Annotated in this window: 18 protein-coding genes; 13 read left to right on the top strand and 5 right to left on the bottom strand. The window is 72.6% G+C overall.

Annotation, left to right across the window (positions count from 1 at the left end; genetic code table 11):
• Positions 1 to 13 precede the first annotated feature (13 nt).
• The 8 genes from JSQ78_RS06830 (at position 14) to JSQ78_RS06795 (ending at position 5,994) form a co-directional block, all read left to right on the top strand.
• The gene (locus JSQ78_RS06830; protein WP_211450413.1) at positions 14 to 382 is read left to right on the top strand and encodes a holo-ACP synthase; all 369 of its coding nucleotides are present in this window, start codon (positions 14 to 16) and stop codon (positions 380 to 382) included.
• A complete protein-coding gene (tsaE, locus tag JSQ78_RS06825; RefSeq protein ID WP_211450412.1) occupies positions 382 to 2,262 on the top strand; it encodes a tRNA (adenosine(37)-N6)-threonylcarbamoyltransferase complex ATPase subunit type 1 TsaE in 1,881 nt (626 codons plus the stop codon). The genes JSQ78_RS06830 and tsaE overlap by 1 nt, the downstream gene beginning before the upstream one ends.
• A complete protein-coding gene (tsaB, locus tag JSQ78_RS06820; protein WP_211450411.1) occupies positions 2,259 to 2,825 on the top strand; it encodes a tRNA (adenosine(37)-N6)-threonylcarbamoyltransferase complex dimerization subunit type 1 TsaB in 567 nt (188 codons plus the stop codon). The genes tsaE and tsaB overlap by 4 nt, the downstream gene beginning before the upstream one ends.
• A complete protein-coding gene (gene rimI, locus JSQ78_RS06815; RefSeq protein ID WP_349305139.1) occupies positions 2,822 to 3,292 on the top strand; it encodes a ribosomal protein S18-alanine N-acetyltransferase in 471 nt (156 codons plus the stop codon). The genes tsaB and rimI overlap by 4 nt, the downstream gene beginning before the upstream one ends.
• Positions 3,289 to 4,338 carry a tRNA (adenosine(37)-N6)-threonylcarbamoyltransferase complex transferase subunit TsaD gene (gene tsaD, locus JSQ78_RS06810; protein ID WP_211450410.1) on the top strand — a complete coding sequence of 350 codons (1,050 nt, stop codon included), beginning with the start codon at positions 3,289 to 3,291 and terminating at the stop codon, positions 4,336 to 4,338. Before rimI ends, tsaD begins: the two co-directional genes overlap by 4 nt.
• Positions 4,339 to 4,411: 73 nt before the next feature.
• Complete coding sequence (locus JSQ78_RS06805; RefSeq protein WP_211450409.1) at positions 4,412 to 4,780, top strand: DUF4190 domain-containing protein; 369 nt, start codon at positions 4,412 to 4,414, stop codon at positions 4,778 to 4,780.
• 48 nt (positions 4,781 to 4,828) lie between these two features.
• Positions 4,829 to 5,695: a hypothetical protein gene (locus JSQ78_RS06800; RefSeq protein WP_211450408.1), complete on the top strand. Its 867-nt coding sequence runs from the start codon at positions 4,829 to 4,831 to the stop codon at positions 5,693 to 5,695.
• The gene (locus JSQ78_RS06795) at positions 5,692 to 5,994 is read left to right on the top strand and encodes a hypothetical protein (RefSeq protein WP_211450407.1); all 303 of its coding nucleotides are present in this window, start codon (positions 5,692 to 5,694) and stop codon (positions 5,992 to 5,994) included. The genes JSQ78_RS06800 and JSQ78_RS06795 overlap by 4 nt, the downstream gene beginning before the upstream one ends.
• Before the next feature lie 11 nt (positions 5,995 to 6,005).
• Here JSQ78_RS06795 and JSQ78_RS06790 read toward each other — a convergent pair whose 3' ends face one another.
• Positions 6,006 to 7,169, bottom strand: a complete 1,164-nt coding sequence (locus JSQ78_RS06790; protein ID WP_211450406.1) for a class I SAM-dependent methyltransferase — start codon at positions 7,167 to 7,169, stop codon at positions 6,006 to 6,008.
• A 143-nt stretch (positions 7,170 to 7,312) separates the two neighbouring features.
• Between JSQ78_RS06790 and groES the strand changes: the two genes are divergently transcribed.
• The 3 genes from groES to JSQ78_RS06775 all read left to right on the top strand — a co-directional run bounded on the left by groES (position 7,313) and on the right by JSQ78_RS06775 (position 9,996).
• Entirely contained in the window at positions 7,313 to 7,609 is a 297-nt protein-coding gene (gene groES / locus JSQ78_RS06785) for a co-chaperone GroES (RefSeq protein WP_211450405.1), read from the top strand.
• A gap of 25 nt (positions 7,610 to 7,634) precedes the next feature.
• Positions 7,635 to 8,546, top strand: coding sequence for an EamA family transporter RarD (gene rarD, locus JSQ78_RS06780; protein WP_211450404.1), 912 nt, complete (start codon positions 7,635 to 7,637; stop codon positions 8,544 to 8,546).
• A 169-nt stretch (positions 8,547 to 8,715) separates the two neighbouring features.
• The gene (locus tag JSQ78_RS06775) at positions 8,716 to 9,996 is read left to right on the top strand and encodes an ABC transporter substrate-binding protein (protein ID WP_211450403.1); all 1,281 of its coding nucleotides are present in this window, start codon (positions 8,716 to 8,718) and stop codon (positions 9,994 to 9,996) included.
• Positions 9,997 to 10,212: 216 nt separating this feature from the next.
• Here JSQ78_RS06775 and JSQ78_RS06770 read toward each other — a convergent pair whose 3' ends face one another.
• From JSQ78_RS06770 to JSQ78_RS06755, 4 genes are read right to left on the bottom strand one after another with little or no spacing between them, the layout of a single operon-like run.
• On the bottom strand, positions 10,213 to 11,061 hold the full coding sequence (locus JSQ78_RS06770) for an ABC transporter ATP-binding protein (protein WP_211450402.1): 849 nt from the start codon (positions 11,059 to 11,061) through the stop codon (positions 10,213 to 10,215).
• Positions 11,058 to 12,050, bottom strand: coding sequence for an ABC transporter ATP-binding protein (locus JSQ78_RS06765; protein ID WP_211450401.1), 993 nt, complete (start codon positions 12,048 to 12,050; stop codon positions 11,058 to 11,060). The genes JSQ78_RS06770 and JSQ78_RS06765 overlap by 4 nt, the downstream gene beginning before the upstream one ends.
• Positions 12,043 to 13,059, bottom strand: a complete 1,017-nt coding sequence (locus tag JSQ78_RS06760; RefSeq protein ID WP_211450400.1) for a branched-chain amino acid ABC transporter permease — start codon at positions 13,057 to 13,059, stop codon at positions 12,043 to 12,045. Before JSQ78_RS06760 ends, JSQ78_RS06765 begins: the two co-directional genes overlap by 8 nt.
• A gap of 1 nt (position 13,060) precedes the next feature.
• On the bottom strand, positions 13,061 to 14,419 hold the full coding sequence (locus JSQ78_RS06755) for a branched-chain amino acid ABC transporter permease (RefSeq protein ID WP_211450399.1): 1,359 nt from the start codon (positions 14,417 to 14,419) through the stop codon (positions 13,061 to 13,063).
• A gap of 228 nt (positions 14,420 to 14,647) precedes the next feature.
• On the opposite strand from JSQ78_RS06755, the gene guaB reads away from it, so the two are divergent.
• Together guaB and JSQ78_RS06745 are read left to right on the top strand one after the other, a co-directional pair.
• Entirely contained in the window at positions 14,648 to 16,156 is a 1,509-nt protein-coding gene (gene guaB / locus JSQ78_RS06750) for an IMP dehydrogenase (protein WP_211450398.1), read from the top strand.
• 184 nt (positions 16,157 to 16,340) lie between these two features.
• Positions 16,341 to 17,255, top strand: coding sequence for a hypothetical protein (locus JSQ78_RS06745; RefSeq protein ID WP_211450397.1), 915 nt, complete (start codon positions 16,341 to 16,343; stop codon positions 17,253 to 17,255).
• The last annotated feature ends 150 nt before the right edge of the window (positions 17,256 to 17,405 follow it).

The raw sequence follows: 17,405 nt of genomic DNA, 5'->3' as shown, positions 1-17,405 counted from the left end.
GCGGGGTCGGCTCGTGATCGTGGGGCTCGGCGTCGACGTCGTCGACGTCGCCCGCTTCGAGCGCGCCGTCACGCGCACGCCCGCGCTCAAGCCGCGGCTCTTCGCGCCCGAGGAGCTCGTCCGCAGCGACGGGCAGGAGCGCGGGCTCCACTCGCTCGCGGCGCGCTTCGCCGCGAAGGAGGCGGCGATCAAGGCGCTCGGCGCGCACGCAGGGATGCGGTGGGTCGACCTCGTGGTCGTGCCGTCGTCCGAGGGCGATCCCGAGCTCGAGGTGCGGGGCACCGCTGCGGCGCGGGCCGCGGCGATCGGCGCCCGGCGGCTGCACCTCTCGATGAGCCACGACGGCGGCGTCGCGACCGCGACCGTCATCGCGGAGGACTGATGCGCGTCGAGGTGGATGCCGCGGCGATCGCGGCGAACGTGCGCGCGCTCCGCGCTCGCGTCGGCGTGCCGGTGCTCGGGGTCGTGAAGGCAGAGGGCTACGGGCACGGCGCGCTCGCCTCGGCGCGCGCGATGCTCGACGGCGGCGCCGCGATGCTCGGGGTCGTCGACCTCGCCGAGGCCGTCGCGCTGCGCGACGCAGGGCTCGACGCGCCGCTGCTCGCGTGGCTGCACGGGCCGCGCACCGACTTCCGCATCGCCGCGCGGCGCGGCATCGAGGTCGCGGTCTCGTCGATCGCGCAGCTCGAGGCGGCCGCCGACGCCGGCGCGACCATCCACCTCAAGGTCGACACGGGGCTCGGCCGCAACGGCATCGCGCGCGGCGATCGCGCCGCCGCCCTCGCGCGGGCGATCGAGCTCGCCCGGGGCGGCGCGCGCGTGCGCGGCCTCATGTCGCACCTCGCGGGCTCGAGCCGCGACGCCGACCTCGCGCAGGTCGCTGACTTCGCGGCTGCGGCCGCTGCCGCCGAGCCGCTCGCGCTCGAGGTGCGGCACCTCGCGGCCTCGGCGGCCGCGCTCGCCCTGCCCGAGGCGCGCTTCGACATGGTGCGCCTCGGCATGGCCGCCTACGGCGTCGATCCGGCTGGCCCCGGCGATGGTGGCGGCGCGGCTGCGGCGGCGCTCGGCCTCCGTCCCGCGATGCGCGTGACCGCGACGTTCCAGGGCGGCGTCGCGGAAGGTGGCCTCGATGCGGGCCTGCTGCCCGCGATCGGCGCCCCGGTGCAGGTGGGCGACCAGGCCGCGCGCGTCGCGGAGGTCACCGCCGGCGCGCTCCGCATCGAACCGCCGCTCTCGGGCGAGGGCGTGCTCTTCGGCGACCCCGCGGCGGGCGAGCCGAGCGCCGATGCGTGGGCGGTCGCGGCCGGCACCATCTCGTACGAGGTCGTGACGCGGATGGGTTCGCTCGCCCTCGGCGCGCACGGCACGGCCGCGGATCCCGCGCTCGCGCCGCGGCGAGCGCTCGAGCTCGGGCTCGACGGGACGCCGCGGCGGCTCCTCGGGGAGCTCGTCGGCGTCAAGCGCGTCGAGGCCGGCCTCGGCGTCTCGTACGGCGGCGAGCACGTGACCGAGCGGTCGACGACGCTCGCGCTCGTCGGGCTGGGCTACGCCGACGGCGTCACGCGCGCCGCGACCGGCCGGCCCGTGCAGCTCCGCGGTGGCGCGGAGCCCATCCGCGGGCGCGTCGCGATGGACCAGGTGGTGCTCGACATCGGCGACCGCCTCGCGGCCGTCGGCGACGCGGTCTCGCTCGAGCACGCATCCGCGCCCGAGCTCACCGGCATGCTCGGCCCGCGCGTCGCGGTCGAGCTCGCGGGCGACGTGCCCGACGCCGACGCGATGGAGCTGCTCGGCGAGCGCATCGGGCGGAGCCTCGTGGCGGGCGACGCGGTGCTGCTCATCGGGCCGCTCGGGGCGGGCAAGACGACGCTCACGCGCGGCATCGGCCGAGCGCTCGGCGCGCGCGGCACGGTGCAGAGCCCCACCTTCGTCATCGCCCGCACGCACCGCACCGCCGCCGGGCCCGACCTCCAGCACGTCGACGCCTACCGGCTCGGCGCCGACACGGGCAGCGAGGCCCAGCTCGACGACCTCGACCTCGACCTCGACGGCGCGATCACGGTCGCGGAGTGGGGCGCGCCCCTCGAGCACGCGCTCGACTCGTGGCTGCGGGTCGAGATCGAGCGGCCGGAGGCCGGCCCAGGGGAGGACGACATGGACGACGAGGCGGATGCGCCGCGGCGCGTGCGGCTGAGCGGTCACGGCCCGGCGTGGGACGCCGCGCGGCTGCGCGCGCTCGCGCTCGAGGGAGCGGCGCGATGATCCTCGCGATCGACACCTCGCTCGGCACCGCGGTCGCGGTGCTCGACGGCGACGAGCTCGTCTTCCAGGAGCGCTCCGACGACCGGCGCGGGCACGCGGAGCGGCTCGGGCCCATGCTCGAGCGCGCGCTCGAGGGGCGGAGGGGCGCGATCCAGCTCGTCGTCGCGGGTATGGGGCCCGGCGCGTTCACGGGGCTGCGGGTCGGCATCGCCGCCGCCCGCGCGACGGCCATGGGGCTCGGCGTGCGCTGCCTCGGGGTCGCGAGCCACCTCGGCGCGACGACGGGCGACGCGCAGGTCACGACCGACGTGCGCCGTCGCGAGCGCGCGTGGAGCGTCGTCGCGGGCGGCGCCGTCGTCGACGGTCCGCACCTCGCGCCCGCCGACGCCGTCCCCGCGCTCGCGGGAGAGCACGCGGCGCTCCCGCGCGTGGACGCCGAGGCGATCGACGCGGGACTGCTCGCGCGCGCCGCCGCACGCGGCGCGGCCGAGGTCACCGAGGCGCTCTACCTCCGCGAGGCCGACGCCGTGCCGTCGGCAGGCCCGAAGCGGGTGTCGCAGTGACCGCCGACGCGCGCGCCGCGGCCGTGCGCATCCGCACCGCCGACGCCGACGACCTCGACGCGATCATGGCCCTCGAGCGCGCGTCCTTCGGCCCAAGCGCGTGGGAGGCCGAGACGATGCGGCACGAGATCGCGAGCGAGTGGGGGCGCTACCTCGCGGCGGTCGACGCCGAGGGGCGGCTCGTCGGCTACGCGGGCCTCCGCGCCGTGGGCGTCGAGGGCGACGTGCAGACGATCGCCGTCGCGGACGACGCGCGCGGGCGCGGCATCGGGCGTGCCCTGCTTGCCGAGCTGCTCGCCGAGGCGCAGCGCCGCGGCGTGCAGGAGCTCTTCCTCGAGGTGCGCGCCGACAACCCCGTCGCGCGCGGCCTCTACGAGTCGGTCGGCTTCCGCGAGATCGGGGTGCGGCCGCGCTACTACCAGCCGGAGGACGTGGATGCCGTGGTGATGAAGCGGGAGGCGCGATGAGCGAGCGCGCACCGGTCGTGCTCGGCATCGAGTCGAGCTGCGACGAGACGGGCGTCGGGATCGTGCGCGGCACGGAGCTGCTCGCGAACCGCATCGCGTCGTCGATGGAGCTGCACGCGCGCTTCGGCGGCGTCGTGCCCGAGATCGCGGCGCGCGCGCACCTCGAGCAGATGCAGCCGACGATCCTCGCGGCGCTCGACGACGCATCCATGACTCTCGACGACATCGACGCGATCGCCGTGACGGCCGGGCCGGGACTCGCGGGCGCCCTCATGGTCGGGATCGGTGCCGCGAAGGGCCTCGCGATCGCGCGGGAGCTGCCGCTCTACGGCGTCAACCACCTGGTCGGCCACGTCGCGGCCGACGTGCTCTCGGGCGAGCCGCTCGAGCTGCCGACCGTCGCGCTGCTCGTCTCGGGCGGGCACACGTCGCTGCTGCTCGTGCGCGACCTCGCGGGCGACGTCGAGCTGCTCGGCGAGACGATCGACGACGCCGCGGGGGAGGCCTTCGACAAGACCGCGCGCCTGCTCGGCCTCGGCTACCCCGGCGGGCCGTCGATCGATGCGGCCGCCGTCGGCGGCGACCCGGAGGCGATCCGCTTCCCGCGCGGACTCACGGCCACGAAGGACCGGCAGCGGCACCGCTTCGACTTCTCGTTCTCGGGGCTCAAGACGGCCGTCGCGCGGCACGTCGAGCGCGCCCAGGCGGCGGGGGAGGCGCTGCCGACCGCCGACGTCGCGGCGAGCTTCCGCGAGGCGGTCGTCGACGTGCTCGTGACGAAGGCGCTCGACGCCTGCGCCGAGGTCGGCATCCCGCGCCTGCTGCTCGGCGGCGGCGTCGTCGCGAACCGCCGCTTGCGGGAGGTCGCTGCGGAGCGGGCTGCCGCGCACGGCGTCGAGCTGCGCATCCCGCCGCTCGAGCTGTGCACCGACAACGGCGCGATGATCGCCGCCGTCGGCGCGATGCTCGTCGCGCGCGGCGACGCCCCGAGCCCCGCGGGCTTCGCGGCCGAGTCGACGCTCGACGCGAGCACGGTGCAGGTCTGAGCCCGCGGCAGGTCGCCGATGCGCCGCACAGGCGCGACTGGCAGGATCGGAGCCGAGACGGAGGAGGCGCAGCATGAGCCAGGCCACGTGGCAGCAGCAGGGGTGGGGTGCCCCGCAGCCCGCCCAGCCCGCTCCGGGACCGCAGCCGACGGGGTGGAGCGCGCCGACGCATCCGGGACCGACGACGAGCACCCTCGCGGTGCTCGCGATCATCGCGGCCGCGTGCGGCGCGACGGTGCTGCCGATCATCGGCTCGATCGCGGCGATGGTCATGGGCGCGATCGCGCTCGGGGGCATCAAGCGCACCGGTGAGGACGGCCGGCTGCTCGCGATCTGGGCCATCATCCTCGGCGCCGTCACGATCGTGGCCATGCTCTCGGCGACGATCACCGGGATCGCGATGATCGTGCAGCTCGCCGAACAGGTGCAGCCGGGCCTCTAGGCGATACCGTGATCACGCGCATCCGCGCGCGTGCCAAGGAGGAGCCCCGTGACCGACCAGTTCTCGCAGGCCGACGACCGATTCCGTCGGCCCGACCAGGAGGGCGCCGAGCCCCAGACCGGCGAGCAGCCCGCCGCGGACTTCGGGCAGCAGCCGGCCTACGACCCGCAGCCCGACGCCCCCGCGTACGGACAGCAGGATTCGGGCTCCGGCCAACCGCCCGCGTACGGGCAGCAGCCGTCGTTCGGCGACCAGGGGCAGGCGTTCTCGCAGCCAGCCTTCGACCAGCAGGCACCGCAGGGCGAGGCTGCGTACGGCCAGTCGGCTCCCGCGTCGGGATACGGGCAGCAGCCCTACGGCGAGCAGCAGCCCGGCTACGGCCAGCAGGCGCAGCCGGCCTACGGCCAGCAGCCGCCCGCCGGCGGCGAGCAGCAGCCCGCCTACGGCGAGCAGGCCGCGTACGGCCAGCAGCAGGCCTACGGCAGCGCGCCGGCCTACGGGCAGCAGCCCGCGTACGGCCAGCAGCCGGCGTATGGTCAGCAGCCCGCCTACGGCGGCGACTCGACCGCCTACGGCCAGGCTCCCGCCTACGGCGACGCCGCAAGCGGCTACGCGCCGACCGGGTACGCCGCCGCGCCCGGCGAGAAGAAGCTCAAGGGCATCACCGTGTGGGCGCTCGTGCTCTCGGGCCTCGGTCTGCTGCTCTCGTTCGTCTTCGGGCTCGGCTTCCTGCCCGCGCTCGTCGGCGCGATCCTCGGCTTCGTCGCCATCCGCAAGAACCCCGAGGGTCGCCCGTGGCCGCTCGTCGCGGGGATCGTCGGCGCGGTCGCGGTCGTGATCTCGATCATCGTCGGCGTCGTCAACGCCATCCGCCTCGCGCAGTGGATCGAGTACTACTCGATCATGGGCGGTTGACCCAGCCGGCGCTGCCCCGGCCGGCGCGCGGCGCGCGCCGGCTGAGCGACCTCACCTGGGTCGCGCTCATCCTGTCGGGCCTCGGCCTCGCGCTCGCGTTCATGAGCGGGGCCGGGCTCCCGATCGCCGCCGGAGGCACCGTCTGCGCGCTCTCCGCCCTCCGGCGGCGCCCGGAAGACAGCCCGTGGCCGTACGTCGCGGTCGCGACCGGCTCGGTCGGCACGGTGCTCGCCCTCATCCTGGCGATCGTCACCGCGGTCGAGTGGCTGCCGCGGCTGCCGGAGCTCCTCGTCGGCTGACCGACGCGGCGTCAGGCGCGGTCGGCGAGGATCGCGCGGTGGCGTCCGCCCACGCGCGTCGCGATGAGCGTGGCCCGCTCGTCGCCCTTGAGCTTCAGCCGCTTCCGGAGGGCCGCGGGGTCGACGTCCGCGCCGCGCTTCTTGATCTCGAGCTCGCCGATGCCGAGCTCGCGCAGCCGTTGCGCGATCCGCCGCTCGTCGAGCGGGAGCGTCTCGCGCACGCGGAACGCCTGCGCGAGCGGCGTCTCGACGAGTGCGTCGCCCGTGAGGTAGGCGATGCCCTCGCTGACGCTCCGGGCGCCGAGCCGCTCGGCGAGCGTGCCGATGAGCTCGGCGCGGATGACGGAGCCCGCCGGCTCGAAGAGCCACTCGCCGAGCGCGCCCGGCTCCGGATGCGTCGGCGCACCGACGAGCTCCTCCGCCACGCCGTCGCCGAGCACGAGGGCGCTGCGCGGCGCGGCGGGACGGGCGAGGGCGCCGGTCCACACGACCGCCTCGACGGTCTCGAGGCCGTCGGTGACCCACTGGTGCTCGGCGTCGGGAGGCAGCAGCGCGCGGTCGATGCCCGGTGCGAGCTTGACGCCCGCGGGCTGCGCGGCAGCGCGCTCGAAGACCCGGTCGAGCGAGGGCGACCAGTCGGCCGGGTCGCGCAGCCGGCTCGCGCCGTCGCGCCGCGCGGGGTCGAACCAGAGCGCCTGGGCGTCCGTGGGCGCCTCGAGGGCGTCGCCGTGCACGACGGTCGCCTGCCACGCCGCGAGGTTGAAGGCGGCGATCGCGGCCGTCACCTCGTCGCGCTCCACCGCGGTGACCTCGAGCCCGAGGGTCGCGAACGCGAGCGCGTCGGCGCCGATCCCGCACCCGAGGTCGGCGACCGAGACCATGCCGGCCGAGCGCATCCGGCCCGCGTGGTGAGCGGCGACGCGCAGCCGCGTCGCCTGCTCGAGCCCCGCTTCGGTGAAGAGCATCCCGTCGGCGAACTCGCCGAACTTCGCCCGCGCCCGACGGCGCAGCCTCGCTTGCGTCAGCACCGTCGCGACGAGCAGCGGGTCGTGGCCCTCCGCACGCAGCCGCGCGACCTCGCGCACGACCTCGCCGCCGTCGAGGCCCGCGCCCGTGCGGTCGAGCAGCGCGAGGCCCTCCTTCGACAGCAGGAGTCGCAGCGCATCGGCGTCCATCGCTCTCATCCAACACCACCGATCGCCCCCGAACCTCCCGCGATTGGCACTCATGTTGACCGAGTGCCAACTCTCCGCCTAGTCTTGGAGCGGCGCCCGGCATGACCGGGCGCGCCCCAGAGTCTGACAAGAAAGAGGCAACCGTGTCGGTTTCCATCAAGCCGCTCGAGGACCGCATCGTCATCAAGCAGGTCGAGGCAGAGACGACCACTGCAAGCGGTCTCGTCATCCCTGACACCGCCAAGGAGAAGCCCCAGGAGGGCGAGGTCGTGGCGGTCGGCCCCGGCCGCATCGACGACAACGGCAACCGCGTGCCGATCGACGTGAGCGTCGGCGACAAGGTGCTCTACTCGAAGTACGGCGGCACCGAGGTCAAGTTCGGCGCCGACGAGTACCTCGTGCTCTCGGCTCGCGACGTGCTCGCGATCGTCGAGCGCTGAGCCACCAGCACTGACGAAGGGGACGATGCCCGAGCAGCGCACCACCGGCGTCTGGTACGCCGTCTTCGCCTACGCCTTCTGGGGCGTGGTCCCCGTCTACCTGCAGCTCACGAAGGGCATCGACGGCTTCGAGCTCATCGGCTGGCGCGTGCTCGCCTCCGTCGCGGTCGGCTTCGCCCTCGTCGCGATGACCCGCGGGTGGGTGCGCCTGCGCGCGATCCTCCGCAACCGGCGCGACACCTGGACGCTCGTGCTCGCCGGCCACGCCGTGCTCGTCAACTGGACCGCGTTCATCGTCGCGGTGCTCTCCGACCGGGTGCTCGAAACGAGCCTCGGCTACTTCCTCAACCCGCTCGTCTCGGTCGTGCTCGCCGTGCTCTTCCTCGGCGAGCGGCTGCGGCCCACGCAGTGGGTCGCCGTCGGCCTCGGGGCGGTGGGCGTGCTCGTCATGGTGATCGGCTACGGCGAGGTGCCGTGGTTCGGCCTGACCGTCGCGCTCTCCTTCGGCGTGTACGGCCTCATCAAGAAGCGCGTCGGGGGATCGGTGGATGCGCTCTCCGGCTTCACGATCGAGACCACGGCCGTGCTCCCCGCCTCGATGCTGATGCTCGCCGTGGTCGTGAGCATCAACGGGATGACCGTGGGCGCGGCGGGCACGACCGGCATCTGGGCCACGGTCGGCCTCGGAGTCGTGACGGCGCTGCCGCTGCTGGCCTTCTCGGCCGCCGCGCGCCGCATCTCGCTCACTGCGCTCGCCTTCACGCAGTACCTCGCGCCGATCATCTCCTTCCTCTTCGGCGCCTTCGTGATGCTCGAGCCGATGCCGCTCGAGCGCTGGATCGGCTTCTCGCTCGTGTGGCTCTCGCTCGTGCTCGTGTCGGTCGACCTCGTCGTCGGGCGCTTCCGTCGCCCACGGCCCTTACCGCCTGCAGCCTGACCGCCGCTCAGGGGCGGCCGAGGAATGGCCGTGCCCGGACGCAAGCGCGGCCACTTGCGCCAAGACCGTTACCAGGACGTAACGCGAACGCGCCGAAATCGGCGCGATGCTCGCCTACTGTGGTGCAAACGCGTGCGCTAGTGCGCGTCCTACGCAACTGAGGAGCACTATGCAGTCCTTCCTTCGCACCAAGGGGCCCAAGCCCCGGCGCTTCGCGGCGCTCGGCGCCGCGACCGCCGGCGTGCTGCTGCTCGCCGCATGTTCCGGCGGCGGCGGCGGAGCGGCCACCCCGTCGGGCTCGGCCGGACCCGAGGGCAACGGCGAGGTCGACACGGAGTTCGTGGTCGGCACGATCCTGCCCCAGACGGGCAACCTCGCCTTCCTGGGCCCGCCCGAGTTCGCCGGCGTCGACCTCGCCGCAGCCGACCTCGAGGCCGCCGGCTTCGAGTTCACGGTCGACGTGCAGCACCGCGACTCGGGCGACACCACGACCGACATCGCGACCGCGTCGGCGGGTGAGCTGATCTCCGCCGGTGCGGACATCGTCGTCGGCGCCGCATCGTCCGGCGTCTCGTTCACGTTCATCGACCAGCTGATCGACGCGGGCGTCGTGCAGATCTCGCCGGCGAACACCTCGCCCGACTTCTCCGACTACCCCGACGACGGGTTCTACTGGCGCACCGCGCCCTCCGACGTGCTGCAGGGCCGCGTGCTCGGCAACCTCATGACGGGCGACGGCGCGGCGAGCGTGGGCTTCATCACGATCAACGACCCGTACGGCACCGGTCTGCAGGAGAACGCGGCCATGGCCGTCGAGGCCGCCGGCGGCACTGTGACGGGCAGCGTCCTCTACAACCCGGGCGACACGAACTTCACGACGCAGGTGCAGGAGATCATGGCGGGCCAGCCCGACGCGATCGCCATCATCGCCTTCGCCGAGACGGCGCAGATCGTGCCGGAGCTCGTGACGCAGGGCTTCCCGGCCTCGGGCATGTACTTCGTCGACGGCAACCTGTCGAACGACTACAACTTCCCCGAGGGCACGCTCGACGGTGCGAAGGGCACGCTCCCCGGCAACCCCGCCGACGAGACGTTCCGCGACCGCCTCCTCGAGCAGGACCCCAACCTGCAGGACTTCTCGTACGGCCCCGAGTCGTACGACGCGGTCATCCTCGCGGCCCTCGCGGCCGCGCAGGGGGGCAGTGCCGACGCCGAGACCATCCGCGACAACATGCAGTCGGTCTCCGAGGGCGGCACGAAGTGCACCGACGTCGCGGAGTGCCTGCAGCTAATCGCCGACGGCGAGGACATCGACTACGACGGCCCCTCGGGCCCGATCGAGTTCGACGAGAACGGCGACCCGACCGAGGCGTACATCGGCATCTACCAGTACGGTGCCGACAACAAGTACACCTTCCTGACCGCGGAGTTCGGCTCGCTCAACGAGTGACCTGAACCCCAACAAGAGGGCCCCGCTCCGGCGGGGCCCTCTTGGCGTCTCGGCCCGCGCCCGCTCGCTGAGGCGCTTCTCCCGCTCGCTGAGCCGCCTCTCCCGCTCGCTGAGCCGGGCCGCGCGCGCAGCGCGCAGCCCGTGTCGAAGCGCGCCGGCGACTCGCTCCGACGACGAAGGCCCCCGCCGCGGCGGGGGCCTTCATCGTCGATCCGCCTACGGCGCCTTCGGCTCCTCGGTCACGACCGGGGGAGCGGTCGTCGTGGCGACGTCGGGCGTCGGCTCGACCGTCGCCTGCGACGACGTGCGCGCCTTCTCCTCGACGTCGGTCGCGAGCGTGCCGAGGTAGAGCTGGATGACCTTGGGGTCGTTGAGCATCTCACGGCCGGTGCCCGTGTAGGCGTCCTTGCCCTGGTCGAGCACGTACGCGCGGTGCGCGATCTGCAGGCAGCGCCGCGCGTTCTGCTCGACCATGACGATCGTCACGCCGTGGCTGTTGATCTCGGCGACCCGCAGGAACGTCTCGTCCTGGCGCACGGGGCTCAAGCCAGCGCTCGGCTCGTCGAGCAGCAGCACCGCGGGGTCCATCATGAGCGCGCGGCCCATCGCGACCATCTGGCGCTCACCGCCCGAGAGGCTGCCCGCGCGCTGCTTGCGCCGCTTCACGAGCTCAGGGAAGAGCGCGCCGACGAACTCGAAGCGCTCCTTGAACATCTTCGGCTCCTGGAAGAGCCCCATCTCGAGGTTCTCCTCGATCGTGAGCGACGGGAACACGTTGTTGTTCTGCGGCACCATGCCGACGCCCTTGCTCACGAGCTTGTCGGCCTTGAGCCCGGTGATGTCGTCGCCGTTCAGCAGCACCGACCCCTCGCGGATGTTCACCTGCCCGAAGACCGCCTTGAGCAGCGTCGACTTGCCGGCGCCGTTCGGGCCGATGATGCCGATGAGGTCGCCTTGGTTGGCGACGATCGAGCAGCCGTTGAGGATGTTGACGCCTGGGAGGTACCCAGCGACGAGCTGCTTCGTCTCGAGCACCGGGGTGGTCGTCGCACCGGTCGCGGTCATCGCTGGCCCTCCTCGTCGTCGGCGGTCGCGACCCGCGTCGCGCCGCCGCTGCCCACGGCGTCCGTCTCGGATGCGTCTGGATCGATGGGCACCTCATCCTCGGCCGCCTCGTGGATCTGCGCCACCTGCTGGTTCGTCAGGGTGCCGAGGTCGGTGTCGTGGTGCGCGCCGAGGTAGGCGTCGACCACGGCCTGGTTCTGCATGATCGTCTCGGGCGGGCCCTCGGCGACGACCTTGCCCTCGGCCATCACGATCACCCAGTCGGAGATGTGGCGCACCATGTGCATGTCGTGCTCGACGAAGAGCACGGTCATGCCCTCGGCCTTGAGCCCCTTGACGTGGTCGAGGAGCGATTGCGTGAGCGCCGGGTTGACGCCTGCCATCGGCTCGTCGAGCATCACGAGGCTCGGCTCGCTCATGAGCGCGCGCGCCATCTCGAGCAGCTTGCGCTGCCCGCCCGAGAGCGACGCCGCGTAGTCCTCGCGCTTCGCGTCGAGCTTGAAGCGCGCGAGCAGCGCGTCGGCGCGCTCGGTGTTCGCCTGCTCCTGCTTCGCCCACAGCGGCTTGAGCAGCGCCGCGAAGATGCCCTCGCCGCGCTGGTCGCGCGCGCCGAGCAGCATGTTCTGCAGCACGGTGAGGCGCCCGAGGGACTTCGTGAGCTGGAACGTGCGCACCATGCCGCGCCGGGCCACCTTGTGGCTCGGCACGTGCGCGAGCGACTGGCCCTCGAACGACCACGAGCCCTTGTTGGGTCGGTCGAAGCCGGTGAGCAGGTTGAAGAACGTCGTCTTCCCCGCGCCGTTCGGGCCGATGAGGGCGGTGATCATGCCGCGCGGGATCTCGACGTGCTCGACGTCGACGGCCGTGAGACCGCCGAACTGGCGCACGACCCCGTCGGCGACGACGATCGGGTCGACCTTCTTGCAGCCCGGGCCGACCTCTCCGTCGACGAGCGCGTGCGTGGTGGGAGGCGTGGTCGTGTCAGACATTGAACGACAGCTCCTTCTTGTTGCCGAGGATGCCCTGTGGTCTGAAGATCACCAGGACCATCAGTGCGATGCCGATGAGCACGAACCGGATCTGCCCTGCTTGCGAGCCCGACATGTCGCCGAACACCCCCATGCCGTGGAGCAGGTTGATGACGCCGCCCGTGAACGACAGCAGCACCCAGAAGAGGATCGAGCCGAGCAGCGGCCCGAACACGGTCGCCGCTCCGCCGAGCAGCAGCGCCGTCCAGATGTAGAACGTCATCGTGGTGGCGAAGTTGTCGGGCTGCACGGCTCGAGGCAGCACGAACATCACGCCGGCGACGGCGCCGAGCACGCCGCCGAGCACGAGCGCCTGCATCTTGTAGCCGTAGACGTTCTTGCCGAGCGAGCGCACCGCATCCTCGTCCTCGCGGATGCCCTTGATGACGCGGCCCCAGGGGCTCCGCATGAGGAGCCAGACGAGCACGAGCGCGACGATCACGAGCGACCACGCGACGATGCGCACCCACGTGTCGTACGCGGTGGCCGTCCACGGTCCGAACCCGTAGGTGGTGCCGGTGAGCGGGTTCATCGCGTCGAAGTCGCCCTTGTAGTCCGCGCCGCGGAGACCCTGCGAGCCGCCCGTGATGGCGGTGAGATCTTGCGTGCGGACCGAGAAGCGGATGATCTCGGCCGCCGCGATCGTCACGATCGCGAGGTAGTCGCCGCGCAGCCGCAGCGTCGGGATGCCGAGGATGAGGGCGAAGACCACCGCAGCGACGATCGCGACGAGCACGGCCGCGATGAACGACAGCCACACCGGCCAGCCGAGCGTCGCCGTCGGGTCGACCATCATCGTGAAGATCGCGAACGCGTACGCGCCGATCGCCATGAAGCCAGCCTGGCCGAAGTTCAGCAGGCCGGAGTAGCCGAAGTGGACGTTGAGGCCGATCGTCGCGAGGGCGAAGGCGGCGGTGGTGGGCGAGAGGATCTCGCTGGCGGCGGAGTTGATGATGGAGAGGAAGTCCATGTCAGCCGATCCTTTCCCGTCGACCGAGGATGCCCTGCGGTCGGAAGAGCAGCACCAGGATGAGCACGAGCAGCGCGATGGCGTACCGCAGATCGGGTGCGATGAAGAGCGTCGAGATCTCGGTCACGAGGCCGATGATGATGGCGCCGACGAGCGCGCCGAATGCGCTGCCGAGGCCACCGAGGGTGACCGCCGCGAACAGCAGCAGCAGGATCGTGAAGCCGACGTCCCACTTGATGTTCGCGCCGATGAAGTAGGTGTAGAGGATGCCCGCACCACCGGTGAGGAGGCCGGCGAGCACCCACACGATGCGGATGACCTTGTCGACGTCGATGCCCGAGGCGGATGCGAGGCCCGCGTTGTCGCTCACGGCTCGCGTCGCCTTGCCGATGCGGGTGCGCGTGAGGAAGAGGCCGACGGCCACGAGCACGACGATCGCGATGACCGAGCTCACGACGCCGGACGTGCGCATGAGCACCGGGCCGATCTGGAGCACGTCGCCGCGCTCGACGGAGAGGCCGTACGTGCCGCCGCCGATCAGGAACTGGTAGAAGTAGCGCAGCGCGATCGAGAGCCCGATCGTCACGATGAGCACCTGCACCAGGCCGACGCGCCGCCGGCGGAGCGGCTTGAAGATGGCCCAGTCGTGCGCCCAGCCGAGCGCCGCCGAGGCGGCGAGCGTCACGATCACCGCGATCCACGCGGGCCAGTTCACGAGCGTCGTCGTGACGTAGAAGACGATGCCGCCGAAGGTCAGCAGCTCGCCGTGCGCGAAGTTGTTGACGCCCGTCGTGCCGAAGATGAGCGTGATGCCGATCGCGGCGAGCGCGAGCAGGAGGCCGAAGCTCAGGCCCGAGATGACGCGCGCGAGCAGCTGCGAGCCGAAGTCGTTCGAGCTCGAACCGGTGTCGGAGGTGCCGCCGGGCGTCTCGCCGTCTCCGGGAGCGGGCGCCTCGCCGCCGCCGGGGCTGCCGCCCGGGTCGGTGCCGGGGCTTCCGCCAGTGGTGGGGCCGAAGGGGAACAGCACGCCGACCGCGGTCGAGCCGCCGACCTCGAACTCCCGGCTCTCGAAGCTGGGGTCCCGCAGGGTGAGACCCTCCGGCAGCGTCGACGTGTCGATCGACACCGTGTACGTGCCGGTCGACGGGACGCCGATGAGCCAGCGTCCGTCGGCGCCCGTGGCGACGGTCTCGTCCACGCCGTTGCCGGTGACGGTGATCTCGACGCCCTCGACGGGCGTCTGCCCGTCACGGATGATGCCGTTGAAGTTGTAGGGGGATGCCTGCTCGGTCTGGGCGAGCGGCGCGGCGGCGACCGCGGTCGCACCACCAGCCACCATGCCCATGACGGCCAAGGCCACGGCGATCACTCGCCGCAGCCCGCGCCGTCGCGGTCTGCTGGACGTCTTCACATGTCCTCCATGCTGTGGGGCGACGAGTCCAGCAGGAATGTGGCTCGCGGGATGCCCGTTACATCGGTGGTGTCACAGTAGCGGCGGCCGCGCCGCTTCTCGTCCACTTGAGCCGCTCCTCGGGCCAACTTCGCCGAGATGCCGCTGGACCGTAACCGAATCGATACGATGAGAGCGATGGAGATGCGCAACCCGTTCGGGCCGATCGGCCTCACCTACGACGACGTCATGCTGCTGCCCGGCCGGACGGATGTGATCCCGAGCGAGGCCGACACCGGCACGCGGCTCTCGCGCCGCATCCGGCTCGGCATCCCGCTCGTCTCGAGCGCGATGGACACCGTGACCGAGGACCGCATGGCGATCGCCATGGCGCGCCAGGGCGGGCTCGGCATCATCCACCGCAACCTCTCGATCGCCGAGCAGGCGGCGATGGTCGACCGCGTGAAGCGCTCGGAGTCGGGGATGATCACGGACCCCGTGACGACGCATCCGGACGCCACGATCGAGGAGGTCGACCGCGTCTGCGGCGAGTTCAAGGTCTCGGGGCTCCCGGTGGTCGACGAGGCGGGCGTGCTCGTCGGCATCGTGACGAACCGCGACATGCGCTTCGTGCCGCGCGACGAGTTCGCGACGACGCTCGTGCGCGACATCATGACGCCCTCGCCGCTCAAGACCGCGCCGATCGGCATCTCGCGCGAGGACGCGTTCCAGATCTTCCAGCAGACGAAGCTCGAGAAGCTGCCGCTCGTCGACGACGAGGGCCGCCTCGGCGGGCTCATCACCGTCAAGGACTTCGACAAGATCGAGCAGTACCCGAACGCGACGAAGGACCGGCAGGGACGGCTCCGCGTCGGCGCCGCGATCGGCTTCTTCGGCGACGCCTTCGGGCGCGCCGAGGCACTCGCGGAGGCAGGTGTCGACGTCATCGTCGTCGACACCGCGAACGGCGAGAGCCAGGGCGTGCTCGACATGGTGGCGAAGCTCAAGGGCGACAGCCGCTTCGACGACATCGACATCATCGGCGGCAACGTCGCGACGTACGAGGGTGCGGCGGCGCTCATCGCCGCGGGCGTCGATGCCGTGAAGGTCGGCGTCGGGCCGGGCTCGATCTGCACGACGCGCGTCGTCTCGGGCGTGGGCGTGCCGCAGGTCTCGGCCATCTACGACGCCGCGCGCGCCGCGCACGATGCGGGCACCGACATCCCGATCATCGCCGACGGCGGGCTGCAGTACTCGGGCGACATCGCGAAGGCGCTCGTCGCGGGCGGGTCGTCGGTCATGCTCGGCTCGCTCCTCGCGGGCACGAACGAGAGCCCGGGCGATCTCGTGCTCGTCAACGGCAAGCAGTACAAGACGTACCGCGGGATGGGTTCGCTCGGCGCGATGCAGACGCGCGGCAAGAAGACCTCCTACTCGCGCGACCGCTACTTCCAGGCCGACGTGCCGAGCGACGAGCAGCTCATCGCCGAGGGCATCGAGGGGCAGGTGCCCTACCGCGGCCCGCTCGGCTCGGTCGCCTACCAGCTCGTCGGCGGGCTGCGGCAGTCGATGTTCTACACCGGTGCGCGCACGATCGACGAGCTTAAGGAGAAGGGCCGCTTCGTGCAGATCACCGCGGCCGGGCTCAAGGAGTCGCACCCGCACGACATCCAGATGGTCGTCGAGGCGCCGAACTACCGCCGCTGACCGCTTCGCTCGCGGGAGGCGCCGCCGCTCCCTCGGCAGCGGGTGCGCCACCGCCGCCGAGGTGGTGGAATGCCAGCACCGGCAGAGCAGAAGCGCACCCGTCGTCGGACGGGCGCGCAGGAGCATCCACAGGCGGCGGTCGGCGGGCGACGCGCGCGGCTCCGCCGGAGGATGATCGTCGGCCGTGGGCATGGACATCCTCGGTCGGTCGGATGCGTCGGACGGCTTCTCGAGGCCGGATCGCGACCCCTCGCTCGTGCGCCTGCGTCGCGACGCGTATGTCGACGCCGCTGCCTGGGAAGGTGCCGATGCCGACGAGCGCTTCCTCGCTCGGGTGCTGGCGGTGGATGCGGCACGCGACGAGCCGGTCTTCGCGCTGCAGGCGGGCCTGGCGCTCGAGGGGCTGCCATTCGGCGTCGCGCCGGACGTGGTCGCGACGATCGGCGGGATGTCGACGAGCGGTCGCCGCAACGGCGTCGCCCACGCGCACATCGAGCTCGACGACGCCGACGTCAGCGAGCCGCCCGGGGCGCCCGCGCGCCTCGCGCTGCCGTACCTGCTCGCCGACGTCGCTCGGAGGCTGCCGCAGCACGTCGCCGTGAGCGCGCTCGACGCGGCGCTCGCGGCCGATCGGGTTGAGCGCGAGGCGGTGCTCGAGGCGCTGTCGCGGCAGGGCGCGCGCGGCAGGCGCCGGGCGGCTTGGGTCATCGGCTTCGCCGACGGCCGCTCCGAGTCGCCCGGCGAGAGCGTGAGCCGCGTGACCATGCACCGCATCGGTGCCCCGCCGCCCGAGCTGCAGGTGAAAGTGCGCACCGTCGCGGCGGGTGACCGCTGGCTCGACTTCGAGTGGACGCGCCCGGGCCGGCGGCCGCTCGCGGGAGAGTTCGACGGCGCGCAGAAGTACGGCATCCTCGCCGAGCGATCAGGGCGGAGCGGGGTAGACGCCCTCGTGCGCGAGAAGCGCCGCGAGGACGGCGTCCGCGAGACGCACGACATGGCCCGCTGGATGTGGGTCGACGCCATCCAGCCGACCCGACTGCGCCGCATCCTCGCGGGCGCCGGCCTGCCGGTGGGCTCACGCATCCTGCCGGGCTGGTGAGTCGCAACGGGTTCCCTCGTGCCTGCGGGGTGGCGGCGTTCCCGCACCCGGTGGGTGGTGGTGCACCCATCGCGGAGGGCGAACCCGAACCGCCTCTTGCGTCGCCGCAAGACGCGATATATCGTGTGGCGCACGACGCGCTATATCGCG

Source organism: Agrococcus sp. Marseille-Q4369, assembly GCF_018308945.1.
In the GTDB taxonomy this organism is placed as follows: domain Bacteria; phylum Actinomycetota; class Actinomycetes; order Actinomycetales; family Microbacteriaceae; genus Agrococcus.
This window is presented reverse-complemented; position numbering and strand designations above follow the sequence as displayed.

Coding starts and splice junctions, on each gene's coding strand:
- tsaE (WP_211450412.1), top strand. CDS start 382: ATGCGCGTCGAGGTGGATGCCGCGGCGATCGCGGCGAACGTGCGCGCG.
- tsaB (WP_211450411.1), top strand. CDS start 2,259: ATGATCCTCGCGATCGACACCTCGCTCGGCACCGCGGTCGCGGTGCTC.
- tsaD (WP_211450410.1), top strand. CDS start 3,289: ATGAGCGAGCGCGCACCGGTCGTGCTCGGCATCGAGTCGAGCTGCGAC.
- JSQ78_RS06805 (WP_211450409.1), top strand. CDS start 4,412: ATGAGCCAGGCCACGTGGCAGCAGCAGGGGTGGGGTGCCCCGCAGCCC.
- JSQ78_RS06790 (WP_211450406.1), bottom strand. CDS start 7,169: ATGGACGCCGATGCGCTGCGACTCCTGCTGTCGAAGGAGGGCCTCGCG.
- rarD (WP_211450404.1), top strand. CDS start 7,635: ATGCCCGAGCAGCGCACCACCGGCGTCTGGTACGCCGTCTTCGCCTAC.
- JSQ78_RS06775 (WP_211450403.1), top strand. CDS start 8,716: ATGCAGTCCTTCCTTCGCACCAAGGGGCCCAAGCCCCGGCGCTTCGCG.
- JSQ78_RS06770 (WP_211450402.1), bottom strand. CDS start 11,061: ATGACCGCGACCGGTGCGACGACCACCCCGGTGCTCGAGACGAAGCAG.
- JSQ78_RS06765 (WP_211450401.1), bottom strand. CDS start 12,050: ATGTCTGACACGACCACGCCTCCCACCACGCACGCGCTCGTCGACGGA.
- JSQ78_RS06760 (WP_211450400.1), bottom strand. CDS start 13,059: ATGGACTTCCTCTCCATCATCAACTCCGCCGCCAGCGAGATCCTCTCG.
- guaB (WP_211450398.1), top strand. CDS start 14,648: ATGGAGATGCGCAACCCGTTCGGGCCGATCGGCCTCACCTACGACGAC.